Genomic DNA, 18,813 nt, shown 5'->3' with positions numbered 1-18,813 from the left:
TCAAGGCAAGCGGGCATTGTGGGCTATATTTCCTGTCAGACACGGGCTTGCCGCAACCACGGCGACACAGACAAATTTGGAGATACGGCATGAAAGTAAGTGACATCCTGCGCGTCAAGGGCAACACCCTCTACACGGTGTCGCCGGACGAAAGCCTGGCCAGCGCGGTGCAGGTGATGTCGGAGCGCGATATCGGCTCCCTCGTGGTCATGGAGCATGGCGACGTGGTCGGCATGCTGACCTTCCGCGAAGTGATCCAGGGCTTCGTCAAGCACGGCGGGGTGGGCGAGACGCTGGTGCGCTCGGCCATGGACGACGCTCCCATGACCTGCACCATGGAAACCGACATGGATGAGGTGCGCCGCATGATGCTGGACCGCCACGCACGCTACATGCCGGTGATGGACAAGCGCATGCTCATGGGCGTGATCAGCCTGTACGACGTGGCCAAGGCCGTGGTGGACAGCCAGAACTTCGAGAACCGCATGCTCAAGGCCTACATCCGCGACTGGCCCGAGGGCGAGCGCCAGGGCGCGGACTGATCATCGGGGCGATATCGACCTTTCGACCTTTCGACCTTTCGACCATTTCACCTTGGGCAGCAAGGCCTCCGAACGCAAAATGCGGCGGAGGCCTTTGTCTTTGCGCGCAGGGCGCAAAGCAGATGGTCGCTTGAACAGCGAATGGACGGGAGGCCGCAGGACCTGTCAGTGCACGCGGCGGCGTTTGGGCTTGAGCAAGGCGCTGGGCGGCACGTCATAGGCCTGTCTGAAGACGCGGCTGAAGTGCGAGAAGCTGGTGAAGCCACAGGCCAGCGCCACATCGGTCACGCGCCGCGCATTGTCTGCCCGAAGCAGCAGGTGCGCCTGGGCCAGCCGTTCGTTCCAGAGCCAGCGGCTGGGGGTCAGGCCTTCGGTGGCAAACAGCCGCGCCAGGCTGCGCAGCGACATGCCCATGTCCCGAGCCACCTGCAAGGGCTTGAGCTCGGGGTCGTCGAGCCGGGCCCGCATGTACTGCTTGGCCTGGGCAAGCCTGTTGCGGGTTCTGAAATCGCCAGGGCTGGACGATGTCAGCAGCACATTCAGCAGCGAGGGGCGAAGGTCCTGCTCCTCGTCCTTGTGCTGAAGGCCTGGCGATGCCGGCGGAGTGCTGCCCGCAGGGTCGCTGTGATCCTGGCTTTGCGTTGAGTCGTAAGAGGCCTGCATTTCACGAACCTCCCGCAGTTTGCGGCTGGTGCCTGTGTGGTGATCCGCAGGCGGTTGAAAAAGGGTGGATTGCAATTTTAACTATGAATATTTGCAATTCGATAGCTATATTTGTTATCACCGGGCGATGGCTGCCTGCGCAATGCGCCGCCGCCCCAGGCACGGCGCTTGCGGGCTACCCGGGCATAATCGTCGGCCTATGAGCGGCAACACCTTCGGCACCCTATTCACTGTCACCAACTTCGGCGAATCGCATGGCCCGGCCATAGGCTGCGTCATCGACGGCTGTCCGCCCGGCATGGCGCTGAACGAAGCGGATATCCAGCAAGAACTGGATCGCCGCCGTCCCGGCACCAGCAAGTTCGTGACCCAGCGCAACGAGCCCGATGCGGTGGAAATCCTCTCGGGCGTCTACGAAGGCCGCACCACGGGCACGCCGATCGCGCTGCTGATCCGCAATACCGACCAGCGCAGCAAGGACTACTCCAACATTGCGCAGAGCTTTCGTCCCGGCCATGCCGACTACGCCTACTTCCAGAAATACGGCATCCGTGATCCGCGCGGCGGCGGCCGTTCCTCGGCACGGCTGACGGCCCCGACGGTGGCCGCTGGTGCCGTGGCCAGGAAGTGGCTCAAGGAAAAGTTCGGCACCGAGTTCCGCGCCTGCATGACCCAGGTGGGCGAGCTGTCGCTGCCCTTCGAGAGCTGGGAGCATGTGCGCAACAACCCCTTCTTTGCGCCGGTGGCCGATGTGTCCCGCTACGAGGAATACATGGATGCGCTGCGCAAGTCGGGCGACTCCTGCGGCGCCGCGCTGCGCGTGCAGGCCAGCGGCATGCCGGTGGGCCTGGGCCAGCCGCTGTATGACCGCCTGGATGCCGACGTCGCCTACGCCATGATGGGCCTGAACGCGGTCAAGGCCGTGGAGATCGGTGCCGGTTTCGACAGCGTGGTCCAGCGCGGCACCACGCACGGCGACTCGCTGAGTCCCGAAGGCTTTCGCAGCAACAACGCCGGTGGCATCGTCGGCGGCATCAGCACGGGTCAGGACCTGGAAGTGCGCATAGGCATCAAACCCACCAGTTCCATCATCACGCCGCGCGAATCCATCGACGTGCAGGGCCAGAGCACCGAGGTCATCACCAAGGGTCGCCACGACCCCTGCGTCGGCATCCGCGCAGCGCCCATCGCCGAGGCGCTGCTGGCCCTGGTGGTGATGGACCATGCGCTGCGCCACCGCGCACAGTGCGGTGACGTGGATTCGGGCCTGGCTCCCATCCCTGCCGCCGCGCCCTGAAAGCACTGCCAGGCCACCAAAGAAAAAGCCGCCCAAGGGCGGCTTTCTTGCGTCCTGCCGGCCTGATCAGCCGGGATTGCGCACCTCATCCATGACGTTCTTGAAATCGTCCACATCCTCGAAGCTGCGGTAGACGCTGGCATAACGGATGTAGCCGACCTTGTCGAGCAGCTTGAGCTCGCGCATCACCATCTCGCCCAGGCGGCTGGAGAGCACTTCGCGCTCGCCCAGGTTGCGCAGCCGCTCCTCGATGCGCTCGATGGCGGCATCGATCTGCTCTGTGCTCACGGGGCGCTTGCGCAGCGCGATCTTGAACGAGCCCAGCAGCTTGGCGCGCTCGTACTCGATGCGCCGCCCGTCCTTCTTGACGATGGCGGGAAAGCTGACCTCGGGCCGCTCGTAGGTGGTGAAGCGCTTGTCGCAGCCGCCGCACTGGCGGCGGCGGCGGATGAAGCCCCCATCCTCGGCCTCACGGGTCTCCACGACCTGGGTGTCCGGATGGCTGCAGAACGGGCACTTCATGGCAGGCCTCTATGCGTGCAACTCAGGCGCCGTAGACCGGGAAGCGGGCCGTCAGCTCGGCCACCTGGGCGCGCACGCGGGCCAGGTTGGCTTCGTCGGCGGGGTTCTCCAGCACGTCGGCCAGCAGGTTGGCTGTCAGGCGGGCTTCCTCTTCCTTGAAGCCGCGCGTGGTCATGGCGGGCGTGCCCACGCGGATGCCGCTGGTCACCATCGGCTTTTCGGGATCGTTGGGGATGGAGTTCTTGTTGATCGTCATGTGGGCGGCACCCAGCGCGGCTTCGGCCGCCTTGCCGGTGATGCCCTTGGCGCGCAGGTCCACCAGCATGACGTGGCTTTCCGTGCGGCCGGAGACGATGCGCAGACCGCGTGCTGTCAGCGTTTCCGCGACAACCTTGGCGTTCTTCACGACCTGCTCCTGGTAGGTCTTGAACTCGGGCGACAGCGCTTCCTTGAAGGCCACGGCCTTGCCGGCAATGACATGCATCAGCGGGCCGCCTTGCAGGCCGGGGAAGATGGCGCTGTTGATGGCCTTCTCGTGCTCGGCCTTCATCAGGATCACGCCGCCGCGCGGGCCGCGCAGGCTCTTGTGCGTGGTGGTGGTGACCACGTCGGCGTGGGGCACGGGGTTGGGGTACACGCCTGCGGCGATCAGGCCGGCATAGTGGGCCATGTCCACCCAGAAGATGGCGCCGACTTCCCGGGCGATCTTGGCGAAGCGCTCGAAATCGATGGCCAGGGCGTAGGCCGATGCGCCGGCCACGATGATGCGGGGCTTGTGCTCGCGCGCCAGCGCTTCCATCTTGTCGTAGTCGATGGCTTCTTCGGCATTCAGGCCGTAGGAGACCACGTTGAACCACTTGCCCGACATGTTCAGCGGCATGCCGTGCGTCAGGTGACCGCCTTCGGCCAGGCTCATGCCCATGATGGTGTCGCCGGGCTTGGCAAAGGCCATCAGCACGGCCTGGTTGGCCTGGGAGCCGGAGTTGGGCTGCACGTTGGCGGCTTCGGCGCCGAACAGCTTCTTGACGCGGTCGATGGCGAGCTGCTCGACCACATCGACGTTCTCGCAGCCACCGTAGTAGCGCTTGCCCGGATAGCCTTCGGCGTACTTGTTGGTGAGCTGGGAGCCCTGGGCTTCCATGACGGCAGGCGAGCAATAGTTCTCGCTGGCGATCAGCTCGATATGTTCTTGTTGACGCAGGTTCTCGGCCTGGATGGCGGCAAAGACTTCGGCGTCGACCTTCTCGACGGTATTGGTGCGTTGAAACATGGCAGTCCTGTGAACTTGAAATTCCCTTGAGGCCAAGGGCTGCCCAGGCGAACGGCGGAACACTCCAGATCCCGCGTGCGCATGGAGGCTGGGCGGTACGCTCCCCGGTGGTTCACAGAAGGTGGTCCTTCTCGGGCCTTCTGCTGGTTTCCACGTCAGCGGCAGCGGTGCGTGAAGCGGCTGCGCCTATCGCCAGTTGCGTACCCCGCTAGTGTAGCTGAGCCGGTGGCGCCGAAGATCTGGCAGGGGCGTTGCAGAAGGCGTTTGCGTGGGCCACCTGCAGTTGGATCGGGCATGAAAAAAGCTGGCCTTGGCCAGCTGTGCATTCACTATGCCGTGAAGTCAGGCTACAGCGCCGGCTCCTGGGACTGAAGGGCCACCTGCTCGGAGCGGGCAGAGGTATTGCTCGAGCTGACCGGCACGGCTGCAGGCGCAGCCGCTGCTGCCGGGCCCGAGGCCTCGGCCACGGGGGGGGCCGGCTTGGTGGAGGCAACCTGTACAGCCTGCCGGGGCTGATCGACCTTGGCGGTCATCAAAGGCACGGCACGCAGGCCGGCGGCCATGCGCAGGCGCTGGTGCTCGGCCAGCACCTTGGCGGCGTAGCCACCATCGGTGGGCAGGTTGGCCGCGCCCACGTAGTAGCGCAGGCCTCCTTCGATGGAGCCGGCGCGCTCGATGCATTCCTTGAGCACGCGCACGCCCACGCGCAGATTGCTGACCGGGTCGAAGGCAGCATTCTGGCCACCGAAGTTCTCATACTTGTCGGTATGCACCGTGGTCATCACCTGCATCAGGCCCTGCGCGCCGACAGCGCTTTGCGCAAACGGGTTGAAGCTGGACTCGATGGCCATGATGGCCAGGATCAGCGTCGGGTCCAGGCGGTTGACCTTGCCCAGGTCATAGGCCTCGCTGACCAGTGCCGCGATGGGCTCGGGCGCCACGCGGTACTTCTTGCTGAGCCAGAAGGCCACGGCTGCCTGCTCCTTGGGCAGGTTCTTGGGGTTGGTCGCCGTCGCCCGATCGCTGGCAGCGAGTTCGACGGGAACACCCAGCTCGGCCATCTGGCGAGCGGTCAGCCAGGAGCGCAGCTGGCTCTCTCCGGCATCGCGCAGGTCAGGGCGGGCGAACAAGGTGATGGCCATGAAGGCCACAGCAAGGCCCAGCAGGGCGAAGCTGTTGTGGATGATGGCAAGAAAACCGTTGGCCACATCGATGGCGAACGTTCGCGCGGCGGCGAAAAATTTTCCTGACGCTGGCATAGCTTTTTCCTTTCTAGGGGCACCAACCCGAAACGGCCTTCGCCGAAGCGAAGGCCGGTGAGGCTGACACCCTGGATTGGGTGCTGCGGATCCGGGAGGCTGGCGCTTGGTGCGCCATTGCGTTGTAGGCCTGCGGGATCTGCTCAGTCGTGAGGCAGCAGAAACAAAAAACGCTCTATTCGAGCGCTGGCGGATTCTAGGAGTTCACCAAATACACGGTCAACACTATGAAATCAACTTTTTAGATCAATGAATAATAACAAACCATGGATGCAAACACAGTTTTGAGGTCTTGAAGAGCGGGTGGCGTGCTACCGATGTACGTCGCTTCCGCCGTTTTCAGAGTGCGTCATGAAATTGCAATGAAATGCAAAAGCACTGGCAGGCCGACCCTGCGTCCTTCTATATTGGAGGCGACTGCTCCTGCAGTCGTCTCGCCAAGGTGGAAGACAGGTAAAAGTGGTGTTCGATAGTGCGGACACCGTGGTTCAAGTCTTCTTCCGCGGCCTTCCTGGAAGCAATCTCTTGCTTCCAAGCAGCAAGGACCATCCTCTCCTTGACTGCGGAAAACGGTCGGGACTTGTGCCCGCCGTAAAGCCCGGAAGCCGGTTCACGGCTTCCGGGCTTTGTCGTTCAAGGATGGCCGCAACGTCAAGAAATGTGCCGTAGTGCGGACCCAGCCGTTGCTGCCGCCCCAATTTCTGGTGCAATGCAGCCGTTGCCCTGTCCTGTGTCCCAGGATGAGGGCTGTACTAGTTACCAGAGCCCCATGCAATCTCTCTTCAAGCACCGCTGGCTGCGCAGGCTGGCCATCGCCCTTGTGGCGTTCCTTTTGCTGTGGCTGCTGCTGTGGGCGCTGGTGCCCGTTGTGGCCAAGAGTCAACTGGAAAAGCAGGCATCGGCCAAGCTGGGTCGTCAGGTCCGTGTGGGTGCGGTGGAGTTCCGGCCCTGGTCGCTGGAGCTGACCCTGAGGGACCTGCGCATTGCCAGGAGCCAGGCGGAAGGCGCGGCGCCGGAGTCCGTGCCGTCTTCATCTTCGTCCCCCCAGCTTCAGATCGACCGCATCTATGTCAATGCCAGTATCCAGTCGCTGTTTCGGCTGGCGCCGGTGCTGGATGCCATCGAGGTCGATGCGCCGGTGCTGCGCCTGACCCAGCAGAGCCTGGGGCATTTCGATGTGGACGATGTGCTGGCCAGGCTGGCCGAACCCGGCGACACGCCGCCCTCCAGGCCCGTGGGCTTTGCGCTGTACAACATTGCGCTGCGCGACGGCCGCGTGGAATTGCAGGACGAGGTCCGGGAGCGCCAGCACATGCTCGAGCAGTTGCAGCTGCGCCTGCCCTTCATCAGCAACCTGGAGTCCAAGCGCGAGATCAAGGTGCTCCCGCACCTGTCCTTTGCGCTCAACGGCAGCCGGTTTGAATCCAGCGCCCAGAGCACGCCCTTCACCGAGCAGCGCCAGACCGCTGTCGATCTGAGCTGGCAGGGCGTGGACCTGACACCTTATTTGGGCTATGTGCCCGTCACCGCACCTGTCAAGCCGCGTTCCGGCGTGCTGGATGCCAACCTGCACATCTCCTTTGAGCAGGCCGAGCAGGCCGTGGTCCGCATCACTGGGGAGGTCAGCCTGTCCGGCGCCGAGCTGCACGACCGCGACGGCGCCCCCCTGCTGCGCTTCGAGCGCCTGGCCGCCGTGCTCAAGAACGTGCAGCCGCTGCAATCGGTTGCGGAGCTGGAGTCCGTGCAGTGGAGCGCCCCCGAGATTTTTGCGGCCCGCGATGCGCAAGGCCGCATCAATTGGACGGCGATGGGGGGGGCTTCCTCCCCGGATGCCAGGCCGGCAGCGGAAAAGCCTGCCTCCGACGCGCCCCAGCCGTGGAAGGTCAGCCTGGACAGGCTGTCCGTTGCCAATGCCACGGTGCACTGGCGCGATGCCGCTCCCGACGCTGGAAAGTCGGGCGCTGCGCTGCAGGCGCGCGAGCTGTCGTTACAGGTGCGCGATATCCGCTGGCCCCTGGAGCAACCGCTGCAGCTTGCTGCCAGCATGCAGGTGCAGCCCGAATCGGCGGGGGAGGGGGCGAAACCTGCCGAGTTGCAGCTGCGAGGCGCCTTGACCGACAAGCAGGGCCAACTGGCCATCTCAGCGCGGCAATTGCCGCTGCAACTGGCAGCACCGTACCTTTCTGCCCATATCAAATCCGAGCTGACGGGCCTGTTGAGCACCGACGCCGGCCTGGGCTGGAACGGTTCCGCCATGGTGGTTCAGGTGGCCGGGCTGGGCGTGGAGCAGTTGAGCCTCAAGGACAAGGCCGCGCCCGTCGATATCGCGCACCTGCAGCTGGAACAGGTGCAGGTCAATCTGGCCAGCCAGCAGGTCTCCGTTGGCCGCCTGGCATTGCAAAAGCCGCAGCTGGCCGTGTTGCGCGATGCCCAGGGCCGGTGGATGTACGAGCAATGGCTGCCGCCCGCCTCCTCAGCACCCGCATCGCAGGACGCCGGCAAGGACAAGTCCCGGCCCTGGGGGCTGAAGCTGCAGGCGGTGGAGGTCGATGGCGGCGCCATTGCGCTGCGTGACGAAGCGCCCGTGCGCAACGCGGATTCGGCGCGCACCGTGTCGCTGGACCTGGGTTCACTGCGCCTTCGCATGGGCGCCATCGAGCCGCTGGCCGCCAAATCCGCGCCCACGCCGCTGGAGCTGTCCGCCCAGGTCGGCTCGGGCCGGCGCGTCCAGGCGGGCTCGCTGAGCCTGCGGGGGGACCTGGGGCTGGCGCCGCTGTCGCTTCAGGGCAAATTGCAGGCGCGCAGCCTGCCGCTGCATGCGCTGGAGCCCTACTTTGCCGACATGCTCAATGTCGAGTTGGTGCGTGCCGACGGAAATTTCCTCGGACAACTGCGCTTTGTCAGCCAACCGGCCGGCCCCGAGCTGGCGGTGCAGGGGGATGTCGAGCTCGTGGATCTGCGCATGCGCTCCGCGCTGGCCTCTCCCGTGCAAGCGGCGGGCGAGGCCGCAGGGCAGGGCGCGCCACGCACGGCGGCAGGTGCCGTGGCTGCCGTGCTCAGCGAGTCCACGGCCGACCGGGCCAAGGCCCGGTCGGTTGCCTTGGGACTCGGCCTGCGCGATGAACTCGTGGCCTGGAAGACGCTGGCCGTGCGCGGCCTTGACCTGCAGATGCAGCCCGCCCAGCCCCTGCGCCTGAGCGTGCGCGAGACGGCGCTCAGCGACTTCTTTGCGCGCGTCATCGTGCAGCGCAACGGGCGCATCAACCTGCAGGACATCGTCAAATCGGCGAAGTCCCAGCAGTCCCTTGAGCAGAACGCCGCGCCGGCCGCGGAGGGCACGGCGGCTTCTGTCGAACCGGCGCCGCCGCAGGCTGCCTCCGGGCCTGCGCCCGTCATCAAGATCGGGCCGATTGTGCTGACGGGCGGCAGGGTCCAGTTCTCCGACTACTTCATCCAGCCCAACTACTCGGCCGACCTCAGCGAGCTGGCGGGCCGCCTGAGCGCCTTCTCGTCCGAGCAGCCTGCCAGCCAGCAGGCGCCGCAACTGGCGGATGTGGAACTGCGCGGCCGCGCCCAGGGCACGGCTTCGCTGGAGATCACCGGCCAGGTCAATCCGCTGGCCAAGCCGCTGGCCCTGGACATACGAGCCCAGATGCGCGACCTGGAACTGCCCCCGCTGTCGCCGTACTCCATCAAGTACGCGGGCCACGGGATCGAGCGCGGCAAGCTCAGCATGGACGTCAACTACAAGATCGAGCCCGATGGCCAGCTCACGGCGCGCAACAAGCTCGTGCTGCATCAGCTCACTTTCGGCGAAGCCGTCGAAGGCGCGCCCGCCTCGCTGCCCGTGCGCCTGGCGGTGGCGCTGTTGGCTGACCGCAACGGAGTCATCGACCTGGACCTGCCGGTCAGCGGCTCGCTCAACGACCCGCAATTCAGGCTGGCGCCGGTCATCTTCAAGATCATTGGCAACCTGATCATGAAGGCCATCACCTCGCCGTTCTCGCTGCTGTCGGGCGCTTTGGGGGGCGGCAGCGAATCGGGCGTGGTGGCCTTTGCGCCGGGGCGTGCCCAGATCGACGGCAAGGCCCGCGAGAGCCTGGACAAGGTGGTTGCCTCCCTCAAGGATCGCCCGGCCCTCAAGCTCACCGTGATCGGCGAGGCGCGCGAGGCACAGGACAAAGAGGCCTGGAAGCAGGCGGAGCTCGATCGCCTGCTGCTCGCCCAGAAACGCCGCCAGGTGCTGCGCGACGGCAAGTCGGCAGAGTCCGTGACCGAGTTGCCTGCCTCCGAGGTACCGGCCTTGACCAAGGCGCTGTACAGTCGCGCCGACTTTGCCAAGCCGCGCAATGTCATCGGCATGGCCAAGGACCTGCCCACCGACCAGATGCGAAGTCTGCTGCTGGAGCAGATTGCCGTGCCCGACGACGCCATGCGCGAACTGGCGCTGGCCCGCGCCGTGGCCGTGCGCGACTACCTTGCCCAGCAGCAGTTGCCGCTTGAGCGCCTGTTTCTGGGGGCTCCAAAACTGGACTCCGACGACCAGGAATGGAGTCCGCGCGCCCAGCTCAGCCTGTCCACGCAGTAGCCCGGTTTTGGCTCCGCTTCAAATAACGGCGAGAATATGGTTTTCCCGGTCCGGCTAGCATGCCCGCATGCGGCCTGGCCGGCCGCGTCTGGCGGCCCGCGGCAGCCAGACATTCAACGATTGATTCATGTCTTCTCTTTCCCCCCGCAGCACCATGTCCGATGCACCTGAAGTGAGCCCTGCTTCTGCCAAGAATCCCGAACAACACCCCTTGGATGTGCTCACGGGCGGTGCCTTCTCCGCCGAAACCTCGGGTGATCGCGCCGCGCGCATCCGCGACTGGCTGGCAACCCAGCCTTCGGTCGAGCAATTGCAGGACGTCCTCAAGGAACTGAGCGCGCGCGACAAGGGCGCGGCCCGTGCCGTGCGTGAGCGCCTGGACGAGATCCGCCGCACCAAGGACCAGGAAAAGATCGCAGTGGAGTGGGCTGAAAAGGCCCAGGCGCTGCTGGTCGCATCGCCCTTCAATGCCGCCGACGCCATCGCCTGGCAGCGCGACGCCGCCAAGGCGGGCGCCCCGCTGTCGCGTGAGCCTCTGTCGCAGCACAAGGCCCAGCTGGCCGAGCGTGTCAAGGCCATCGAGGAGCTGCAGCACCGCGTGCAGGTCCAGCGCGAAGTGGCCGTTTTGCTGGCCCAGCGCATCGAGGTCCTGTCCACCAAGCCCTGGCGCGATGCCCAGGCTGTGCTCGACAACCTGCGCGCCGACGTGGCCCGTTGGCAGGAGCAGGCCGGCGAACTGACTGGCGATGACAACTGGGCCAGCGTGGACGGACGTTTCCCGCCCCAGTTGGAAGCCGCCAGCGCACAGCTGATCCTGGTCTGGGATGCCTTCCAGTCTGCACTGGCGCTGACCGAAGCTGCCGCCGCCGACGAAGCCGCTCCGCTGCCCACCGTGCCCGTGTGGGCCGATGAGCTGCGCGTGGCGCGTGGCCTGCCTCCCGAGGCAGCGGCTGCCGAGCCGTCCAAGCCCGCTCCCGCTGCCCGCAGCGCAGCCCAGCCCAAGGCGAAGACATCGCCTGAGCAGGTGGCTGCCGCCAGCAGTGCACTGACCCAGGCGCTGGAGCAGCTCCAGGCCGAGACGGCTGCCGGCGAAAGCAAGGCCGGTTCCGCCGCCGTGCAGGCCGTGCGCGCCGCCATCAAGGCCCATGGCCGCCTGGTGGACGATGCACTGGTCACCAAGGTGCATGAGGCCCTTCTGGCAGCTGGCGAGTCCGAGGGCTGGCCGCGCCAGAACGCCGACAAGCTGCGCGAGGAACTGGTTGCCAAGGCGGAAGCCCTGCTGAACCGCCCTGAAGGCCAGGCGCTGGGTGGCCGCAAGATCCAGGAATCGCTGCGCAGCCTGCGCGAGCAATGGAAGCTGGCCGACCAGGGCAGCTCAGCCAACCACGCACTGTGGAAGAAGTTTGACGAAGCCTGCAACACGGCCCACAAGGTGGTCGAGTCCTGGCACGACAAGCTGCGCACCGAAACCACCCAGTCCAAGGCACAGCGCCTGGCGCTGATCGAAGAGATCAAGGCCTGGGCAGCACAGCAGTCCGCCAGCGAAGACCTCAAGGGCGCGGCGCGCGCACTGCGCCAGTTCGCTGAACGTTGGCGTGAAAGCGGCCACATCGGCGAGAAGCTGTTTGCCGAACTGCAACCCCAGTTCAAGCAGGCCATGGCCCTGGCCGAGGCCCCGTTGCATGCCGCGCAAAAGGCCAGCCTGCAGCGTCGCCACGCCATGATCGACGAAGCCACGGCGCTGGGCGCAGCGCCCAGCCTGCGCATCGACGCCGTCAAGGCCCTGCAGCAGCGCTGGCAGGCCGAGGCGCAGGCCGTGCCTCTGGACCGCAAGCACGAGCAAAAGCTCTGGGATGCCTTCCGCAAGCCACTGGACGAAGCCTTCAACCGCAAGGGCACCGAGCGGGGCCCCCGCGCCGCAGCCGTGGCGCTCAGCGACCATGATCGCCGCGTGCTGGAAGCGTCTCAGGCCGTGGAAGCTGCCAATACCTCGGGTGACGTGCAGCAAATCCGCGCTGCGGTGGAGGCCCTGGAGCAAGCGCTGCGTGGCCGTGCCGATGCTTCCGTGAATGCGGCCCAGCCAGCGCAGGAACCTGCCGCTGCTGCTGCTGCTAGTTCGGAAGAATCCGAAGCCAAGCCGGTGCCGGTGCGCCCCGTGGTTGCCGTGCGCGGCGACGATCGTCCTGGCATGAAGAAGGAAGAGGGCGGTGCACGTGCTGCCCGTCCTGGCGACCGCCGCGATGGTGGCCGTGGCCGGGATGGCCGAGACAGCCGCGACAGTGGCCGTTTCAGCCGCGAGCCGCGCGAAGAGCGCGGACCGCGCCTGGCGGACCCCGCCTTCCGCGCCCAGCGTGAAGCCATGGAACATGCCCAGGACGCCCTGCGCAAGCTCGCGGCCCAGGCCCATGGTGAGGCACTGACCCAGTTGATGGCGGCATGGGAGTCGCGTGATGCTGCCCAGATGCCGGCTGCCCAGCAGCTTGGCGGCCGTGTGTCTGCACAAGTGCGCAGTGCCTGGTCGCAGGCCCTGGGTCAGGCGCCCAAGGGAGACGCGGGCGAAGCCCTGCTGCGCCTTGAAATGGCCGCCGACGTTCCCACACCTGCGGAACATCTGAGCGCCCGCCGTGCCCTGCAGCTGCAGCTGCTGACGCGCCGCAACGATCCTGCTCCGCAGGAAACCTGGGGCAACGATGCCGCCCGGGTGCTGGCATCGCCGCGCGATGATGCCAGCGCGCGCCGCCTGCAGAACGTGCTCAAGCAACTGCTGCGCAAGTGATGCACGGGAGGTGATCCTCTCATCCAGGAAGGGAGCCGCTGGCTCCCTTTTTTTGCGCCATGGATGCGGTCTTCTGAGGCCAATGCGTCTGCAGCGCCCAAGAAAAAAGGCCGTTGCATGTGCAACGGCCTTTTCATGTTTGGTGCCCAGGAGAGGACTCGAACCTCCACGGAGTTACCCGCTAGTACCTGAAACTAGTGCGTCTACCAATTCCGCCACCTGGGCATCTCAGGAAAGATTTAGATTGTATACCAAGAAAATGAACCCTCACGCCAAAAGCGCCGATGTGAACGACGAAATCGAGGGCAGTGTGCAGGGGCACCGCGACGGACATGGCTTCGTCATCCGCGATGACGGCGAAGGCGACATCTTCCTTCCCCCCCAATGAAATGCGTGCCGTGCTGCACAAGGACCGCGTGAAGGTCCGCATCGTGCGCCAGGACCGCCGCGGCCGGCCTGAAGGCCGTGTGGTCGAGATCATCGAGCGCCCTGCGCACAACATCATTGGCCGCTTCTTGCAGGAAAGCGGTGTGTGGCTGGTGGCGCCCGAGGACAAGCGCTACGGTCAGGACATCCTGATCCCCGCCAATGCCACAGGATCGGCCAAGATCGGCCAAGTGGTGGTGGTGGAACTGACCGAGGCGCCTGCGCTGTTCGGCCAGCCCGTGGGACGCATCATCGAAGTGCTCGGTGAAGTTGATGATCCCGGCATGGAGATCGAGATCGCGGTGCGCAAGTACGGCGTCCCGCATGTGTTTTCCGATGCCTGCCTGGCGCAGGCCAAGGCGCTGCCGGACAGGGTGCGGCCTGCCGACTGCAAGAAGCGCATCGATCTGACCGATGTGCCCCTGGTGACCATCGACGGCGAGGACGCGCGCGATTTCGACGATGCCGTCTACTGCGAGCCCGCCAAGGTCGGGCGCAGCAAGGGCTGGCGCCTGCTGGTGGCGATTGCCGATGTGAGCCACTACGTGACCACGGGCAGCGCCATCGACATCGATGCCTATGACCGCGCCACCAGCGTCTATTTCCCGCGCCGCGTGATCCCCATGCTGCCCGAGAAGCTGAGCAATGGCCTGTGCTCGCTCAACCCCGATGTGGACCGCCTGTGCATGGTCTGCGACATGCTGATCACCGCCAAGGGCGAGATCCATGCCTATCAGTTCTATCCGGCGGTGATGCACAGCCATGCGCGCTTCACCTATACCGAGGTGGCGGCCATCCTGGCCAATACGCGTGGCCCGGAGGCTGCCCGGCGCTCGGAGCGCGTGGGTGACTTGCTCAATCTTCATGGTGTCTACCAGGCGCTGCTCAAGTCGCGCGAGGCGCGCGGCGCCGTGGACTTCGAGACCACGGAGACGCAGATCGTCTGTGACGAGAATGGCCGCATCGAGAAGATCGTGCCGCGCACGCGCAACGAGGCGCACAAGCTGATCGAGGAGGCCATGCTGGCCGCCAATGTCTGCAGTGCGGACTTCATTGAGCAAAGCGGTCGCGTCGGCCTGTTCCGCGTGCACGACAAGCCCTCGCTGGAAAAGCAGGACATTCTGCGCAACTATCTGAAGGCCATGGGTGTCGGTGTGGCGCTGAGCGAGAACCCGGCCACATCCGAGTTCCAGGCCATTGCCAACGCCACCAAGGACCGTCCCGACTCCCAGCAGATCCACACCATGCTGCTGCGCTCGATGATGCAGGCCTTCTACACGCCCGAGAATTCGGGCCACTTCGGCCTGGCATTCGACGCCTATACGCACTTCACCAGCCCGATCCGCCGCTATCCCGATTTGCTGGTGCACCGCGTGATCAAGGCCGAGCTCGAAGGCACGCACTATCGCCTGCCCGAGCTGCCCACCCCCGGAGAAGCCGAGGCCAAGCTGGCCAAGCGTCTGGCATCACGCGTCAGCCCACCCGGCCAGAAGCCGCGCAAGCGCGCGCCCGCCGCCGAGGTCCAGGCCTGGGAAGCCGCCGGCCTGCACTGCAGTGCCAACGAGCGCCGGGCCGACGAGGCCAGCCGCGATGTCGAAGCCTGGCTCAAGTGCAAGTACATGCGCGAGCATCTGGGCGAGGAGTTCGGCGGCATGGTCTCTGCGGTGACCACCTTCGGCATCTTCGTCACGCTCGATGCCATGTATGTGGAGGGGCTGGTCCACATCACCGAGCTGGGCGGCGACTATTTCCGCTTTGACGAGGCGCGCCAGGAACTGCGCGGCGAGCGCTCGGGCATTCGCTATGGCATCGGCACGCGGCTGCGCGTGCAGGTTAGCCGCGTGGACCTGGATGGCCGGCGCATCGATTTCCGCCTGGTGCGCGATGGCGAAGAGCAGCCGGCCTCGGGCCGGCCCGGCAGGACGCCGGCGCGCACGGAAACCCATCAGGGCGAAAAATGGGGCCGCCGCGATGCCAAGGAAAAGCGGGCGCAGCGCAACTCGGGAGGCTCCGGCGGTGCAAGGCCTGAGTCTGATGCAGCGGCGTCGGCCGGCAAGCAGGGGCGCAAGGCGTCTAAAAAGGCCATGGTCAAGGGTGTGAACCTGGCCGCGCTGGAAGCTGAATATGCGAATGCCCAGCCGCGCCCGGCTACCTCGGCGCGGCAGAGCGACATGGGCGAGGCGGTTGCGGAACCATCATCCGCTGGCTCCGCTGCGCGACCCCGCAGAGGCCGGGCGTCCGAGGCGCGCAAGTCCGAGGCACGCAAGCCTGCGGCCACGGATGCTGCTGCCCACGGCCTGCCGCAGCTGCCCCCACCGTCGCCGGTGCAGGCACTGCGCGCCTTGGGCAAGAAGGCCTTGGGCGCCGTCAAGTCCAAGGTGACAGGCAACACATCCAAGCCCCGGCGCAAGTCCTGAGGGTTTTTATGCCCTGAGCTGCTGGGCCAGTGCGCTGGCGCTGAACGGGATGTGCGCAGGCCAATGGTCTGCTGCAAATCCATGGCGCCAGGCCGCCAGGGCTGCTGCCTGCGTGGGCTCCAGGCCCTGAGCCCACAGCGCGGCAATCAGCCCGGCCAGCACATCGCCGGTTCCTCCGGTCGACAGGCGGGCGTTTCCCGTGGGATTGATCCAGCAAGGCGGTGCATCGCTCTTTCCCTGGGGCCCGGCGATCACGGTGCCGGAGCCTTTGAGCAGTGCGGTGCAGTCGAAGCGTTGCGCCAGCTGCCTGGCGGCGTGCAGCCGCTGTGCCTGGATCTGTGCGGTGTTGGTCTTCAGCAGGCGGGCGGCCTCCAGCGGGTGGGGCGTCAGCACCGTGTGCAGGCCGCGCTGGCGGCGCTCTTTCAGGAGTGTGGCCAGCGATTCATCTTCGGCAACGGCATTCAGTGCGTCTGCGTCCAGCACCAGCCTGGGGGCTTGTTCCAATATCTGGGGCAGCCATGCGCGCACCGCCACGCCGCCCCCGCATCCGCAGGCCACGGTGGTGCTGCGCCAGTCCTGCGCTTCAGGGCTGCGCAGCATGATTTCGGGCCAGGGCGCGGTGGCCTGGCCTGAGCCGGCCGAGGCATCGAGCAGGGCGAGCATCACGCGCCCCGCGCCACCATGCAGCGCGGCCAGGGCAGCCAGCCAGGCAGCACCGGTCATGGAAATGCCGCGCTGTCCCAGCCCCTCTCCGCCAAGGATGGCCACGTCGCCAAAGCTTCCCTTGTGGCTGGCATGCGGGCGCGGGGTGCTGGCGCCTGGTGAAAACAGTTGTGCGCAGGGCAGGGGAGTGAGGATTGGCTCGCCTTTCGCCAGTCCCGTGTCCAGGTCATCCCACCATATCTGGCCGCAGGCATCGCGGCCACTTCCTGTGAACAGTCCGGGCTGCAGCGTCAGCAGCGCCAGCGTGTGCCGTGCGCTGCCTGGTGCGTTCGGGGGTACGAATCCAGGCAGGTACTGCCCGGTGTCGGCATCCAGTCCGGAGGCTATGTCCGCGCAAAGGACCGGGCTGGTGCTGGACTGCAGGCTGTGCAGCAGAGTGAGCAGGCGCTCATTCGTGCCGGTGCGTGGGCTTGCGGCGTCTGGCTGGCGCAGGCCGATGCCCAGCAATGCGTCAATGCACAAGTCCTGTGGCCCCATGTCGGCGGGCATGTGCTCGGTCCATTGCACGCCGGCTTCGTGGGCGGCGTCCCAGGCGGCGCGTGCATCGTCTGGCATGTGGGCGCGTTCGCGCACGCAGCTGACCAGAATGCGGCAACTGCGGGCCTTTTCTGGAGCCGCATTCAGGCTTTGTTGCAGCCAGGCGGCTGCCTGCAAGCCATCGCCGCCGTTGTTGCCGGGGCCACAGGCTATCCAGATGCAGCGTGCATGTGGAGCGATGGCGCGTGCCAGGCGTGCCAGGCCCGCACCAGCGCGTTGCATGAGGCTGTGCGCGGGCAGTCTGGCTGCCGCCTGCTGTTCCAGGGTGCGAGTGGCCGCCGTATCAAACAGCGGCAAGGCGGTGGATGTGGGAATGCGCAGCATGGACCGAGCATAGCGGTCTGCCGCCAGGTGGTGGATGGGGCGATCAGCCGAAGCGGCGCGGGTCGAGCAGTGCGCTGTCCAGGAAGCTGGCGCGGTTGTCCATCAGGTCGCTCAGCATGCTTGCGCACCCCTGCGCGATGGCGGCGCCGCAGCTGCCGTGTCCCAGGTTGAGCCAGATGCCGGGCAGTCCGCTGGCGCCCACCAGCGGCAGTCCATCGGTCGTGCACATGCGCGTGCCATGCCAGATCTGTACGCCCGAGGCCAGCACCGCGCTGCCAGGAAAAACCATGTTGAGGCGGTGATACATGCGCTGCAGCGTGGCCTCATGCATGGGGCTGCGGCGGCCCAGCTCTGCGCCGGCCACGATGCGCATGCGCTGGCCCAGGCGGACCAGGGTCATCTGCTCACTCCAGTCCACGATGGCGTGGCGGGGTGCATAACCTTGTTCGCGCAAAGGGGCGCTGACGCCATAGCCGTGCAGGGCGATCATGGGTGGGCGCAGGCCCAGCGGCGTGAGCAGGTTCGCGGCCTCGGCGCCGGCGCAGACGACGATGGCGTCGTGCGAGCGGGGGGTGTCTTCGCCCAGCAACTGCAGGCGTGCGGTGCGCCCGGCGCCGCCGGGTTGCAATCTCTGCACCAGGCGCTGCGTCTCGAATCGTGCTCCTGCCGACTGCGCTGCCTGGCGTTGCATCAGCGTGGCAAGGCGGCCATTTGCTGCGCCTGCCTGTGGAAAATACAGGGCGCCTGCGAGCGTGGTTTCCTCGCCCAGAGCGGGTTCGCGCAGCCGGGTCTGGGTGGCATCCAGAGCCTCGCAGCGCGTGCCGGCCTCGGCCAGTGCGTCCAGCGCAGGCTTGAGTTGTTCGTGCTCGGCCTCGCTGCCCAGCAGCACCAGGCTTCCGGCGACATATTCCGGGTCAAACTCCCATTGCCTCCACAGCGATTGCTGGAACTGCTGGCTGCGCTGCGTGAGCGCCTCCAGCGCTGCCATGGCGGCTGTGGGCGCGTTGCCTTTGCGCAGTTGCCGTCCGGCCTGGCGCCATTGCCATAGCCAGCGCAGCTGGGCTGCAAGGTTTCCAGAGCCCAGGCGCGGCAGGGCCTGCCGGCCGGGAAGGGCGGGGGAGCGTTCGGCGGTCGAAAGGCCGGGAACGCTCCAGGGCTGGAGCAGGCTGGGACCCAGCCAGCCGGCATGTCCGAAGCTGGCTTCTTCGGCGGCGGTGCCGTGACGCTCGTAGACGGTGACCTCGTGGCCGGCCTGTGCCAGTGCGTGGGCTGTCGCAACGCCAATGCTGCCGGCGCCCACAATCGCGATGTTCATTTTTGGGTGGAATCTGCTGAAGTGCCCGGATTATCAAGCGGATGCAGCTATCACTACAGGAGTGTGTGCATCTTGTGCAACTGCCGCGGCCGTGAGGCGCGCTGAGCGCGCTTTGAGAGCGAAGCCTCGGTTGAAGGGTGGCGTGTGCTAGAAT

At 66.2% G+C, this 18,813-nt stretch carries 10 protein-coding genes, 1 tRNA gene, 1 pseudogene and 1 riboswitch; of the genes and pseudogenes, 5 read left to right on the top strand and 7 right to left on the bottom strand.

Annotated elements, in window-relative coordinates; all coding sequences use genetic code 11:
• Positions 1-89 precede the first annotated feature (89 nt).
• The gene (locus A4F85_RS00355; protein WP_012206758.1) at positions 90-542 is read left to right on the top strand and encodes a CBS domain-containing protein; all 453 of its coding nucleotides are present in this window, start codon (positions 90-92) and stop codon (positions 540-542) included.
• A gap of 165 nt (positions 543-707) precedes the next feature.
• On the opposite strand, the gene A4F85_RS00350 is transcribed toward A4F85_RS00355, so the two are convergent.
• On the bottom strand, positions 708-1,205 hold the full coding sequence (locus A4F85_RS00350; RefSeq protein WP_063325303.1) for a helix-turn-helix domain-containing protein: 498 nt from the start codon (positions 1,203-1,205) through the stop codon (positions 708-710).
• Between the two features lie 199 nt (positions 1,206-1,404).
• Between A4F85_RS00350 and aroC the strand changes: the two genes are divergently transcribed.
• On the top strand, positions 1,405-2,502 hold the full coding sequence (gene aroC / locus A4F85_RS00345; RefSeq protein WP_063325302.1) for a chorismate synthase: 1,098 nt from the start codon (positions 1,405-1,407) through the stop codon (positions 2,500-2,502).
• Positions 2,503-2,568: 66 nt separating this feature from the next.
• Here aroC and nrdR read toward each other — a convergent pair whose 3' ends face one another.
• The 3 genes from nrdR to A4F85_RS00330 form a co-directional block, all read right to left on the bottom strand.
• Positions 2,569-3,024 (bottom strand): transcriptional regulator NrdR, encoded by a 456-nt coding sequence (nrdR, locus tag A4F85_RS00340; RefSeq protein WP_012206755.1) that lies wholly within the window; start codon positions 3,022-3,024, stop codon positions 2,569-2,571.
• 22 nt (positions 3,025-3,046) lie between these two features.
• Entirely contained in the window at positions 3,047-4,294 is a 1,248-nt protein-coding gene (gene glyA / locus A4F85_RS00335) for a serine hydroxymethyltransferase (RefSeq protein WP_034396192.1), read from the bottom strand.
• Positions 4,295-4,328: 34 nt separating this feature from the next.
• Positions 4,329-4,504: riboswitch (ZMP/ZTP riboswitch) on the bottom strand.
• Positions 4,505-4,641: 137 nt separating this feature from the next.
• The gene (locus tag A4F85_RS00330; RefSeq protein ID WP_063325301.1) at positions 4,642-5,553 is read right to left on the bottom strand and encodes a lytic transglycosylase domain-containing protein; all 912 of its coding nucleotides are present in this window, start codon (positions 5,551-5,553) and stop codon (positions 4,642-4,644) included.
• Between the two features lie 769 nt (positions 5,554-6,322).
• On the opposite strand from A4F85_RS00330, the gene A4F85_RS00325 reads away from it, so the two are divergent.
• Both A4F85_RS00325 and A4F85_RS00320 read left to right on the top strand, forming a co-directional pair.
• Complete coding sequence (locus A4F85_RS00325; protein WP_063325300.1) at positions 6,323-10,141, top strand: DUF748 domain-containing protein; 3,819 nt, start codon at positions 6,323-6,325, stop codon at positions 10,139-10,141.
• A 154-nt stretch (positions 10,142-10,295) separates the two neighbouring features.
• The gene (locus A4F85_RS00320; protein ID WP_063325299.1) at positions 10,296-12,917 is read left to right on the top strand and encodes a DUF349 domain-containing protein; all 2,622 of its coding nucleotides are present in this window, start codon (positions 10,296-10,298) and stop codon (positions 12,915-12,917) included.
• A gap of 140 nt (positions 12,918-13,057) precedes the next feature.
• On the opposite strand, the gene A4F85_RS00315 is transcribed toward A4F85_RS00320, so the two are convergent.
• Positions 13,058-13,142 (bottom strand) — tRNA-Leu (locus A4F85_RS00315).
• Between the two features lie 34 nt (positions 13,143-13,176).
• Between A4F85_RS00315 and rnr the strand changes: the two are divergent.
• Positions 13,177-15,760, top strand: a pseudogene (gene rnr / locus A4F85_RS00310) (ribonuclease R).
• A gap of 6 nt (positions 15,761-15,766) precedes the next feature.
• On the opposite strand, the gene A4F85_RS00305 reads toward rnr, so the two are convergent.
• Positions 15,767-17,344, bottom strand: coding sequence for an NAD(P)H-hydrate dehydratase (locus A4F85_RS00305; RefSeq protein WP_063325298.1), 1,578 nt, complete (start codon positions 17,342-17,344; stop codon positions 15,767-15,769).
• A 43-nt stretch (positions 17,345-17,387) separates the two neighbouring features.
• A complete protein-coding gene (locus A4F85_RS00300) occupies positions 17,388-18,659 on the bottom strand; it encodes an FAD-dependent oxidoreductase (RefSeq protein WP_063325297.1) in 1,272 nt (423 codons plus the stop codon).
• Between the last annotated feature and the right edge of the window lie 154 nt (positions 18,660-18,813).

The sequence above is a fragment of the Delftia sp. GW456-R20 genome (assembly GCF_001622915.1).
GTDB lineage: Bacteria > Pseudomonadota > Gammaproteobacteria > Burkholderiales > Burkholderiaceae_C > Comamonas > Comamonas acidovorans.
The sequence above is the reverse complement of the archived record's forward strand: the minus strand, read 5'-3'. Positions and strand labels throughout refer to the sequence as shown.

Excerpts from the sequence above, each read along its gene's own strand:
- A4F85_RS00350 (WP_063325303.1), bottom strand. The coding sequence starts at position 1,205 with ATGCAGGCCTCTTACGACTCAACGCAAAGCCAGGATCACAGCGACCCT.
- A4F85_RS00325 (WP_063325300.1), top strand. The coding sequence starts at position 6,323 with ATGCAATCTCTCTTCAAGCACCGCTGGCTGCGCAGGCTGGCCATCGCC.
- A4F85_RS00300 (WP_063325297.1), bottom strand. The coding sequence starts at position 18,659 with ATGAACATCGCGATTGTGGGCGCCGGCAGCATTGGCGTTGCGACAGCC.
- aroC (WP_063325302.1), top strand. The coding sequence starts at position 1,405 with ATGAGCGGCAACACCTTCGGCACCCTATTCACTGTCACCAACTTCGGC.
- A4F85_RS00320 (WP_063325299.1), top strand. The coding sequence starts at position 10,296 with ATGTCCGATGCACCTGAAGTGAGCCCTGCTTCTGCCAAGAATCCCGAA.
- A4F85_RS00305 (WP_063325298.1), bottom strand. The coding sequence starts at position 17,344 with ATGCTGCGCATTCCCACATCCACCGCCTTGCCGCTGTTTGATACGGCG.
- A4F85_RS00330 (WP_063325301.1), bottom strand. The coding sequence starts at position 5,553 with ATGCCAGCGTCAGGAAAATTTTTCGCCGCCGCGCGAACGTTCGCCATC.
- nrdR (WP_012206755.1), bottom strand. The coding sequence starts at position 3,024 with ATGAAGTGCCCGTTCTGCAGCCATCCGGACACCCAGGTCGTGGAGACC.
- A4F85_RS00355 (WP_012206758.1), top strand. The coding sequence starts at position 90 with ATGAAAGTAAGTGACATCCTGCGCGTCAAGGGCAACACCCTCTACACG.
- glyA (WP_034396192.1), bottom strand. The coding sequence starts at position 4,294 with ATGTTTCAACGCACCAATACCGTCGAGAAGGTCGACGCCGAAGTCTTT.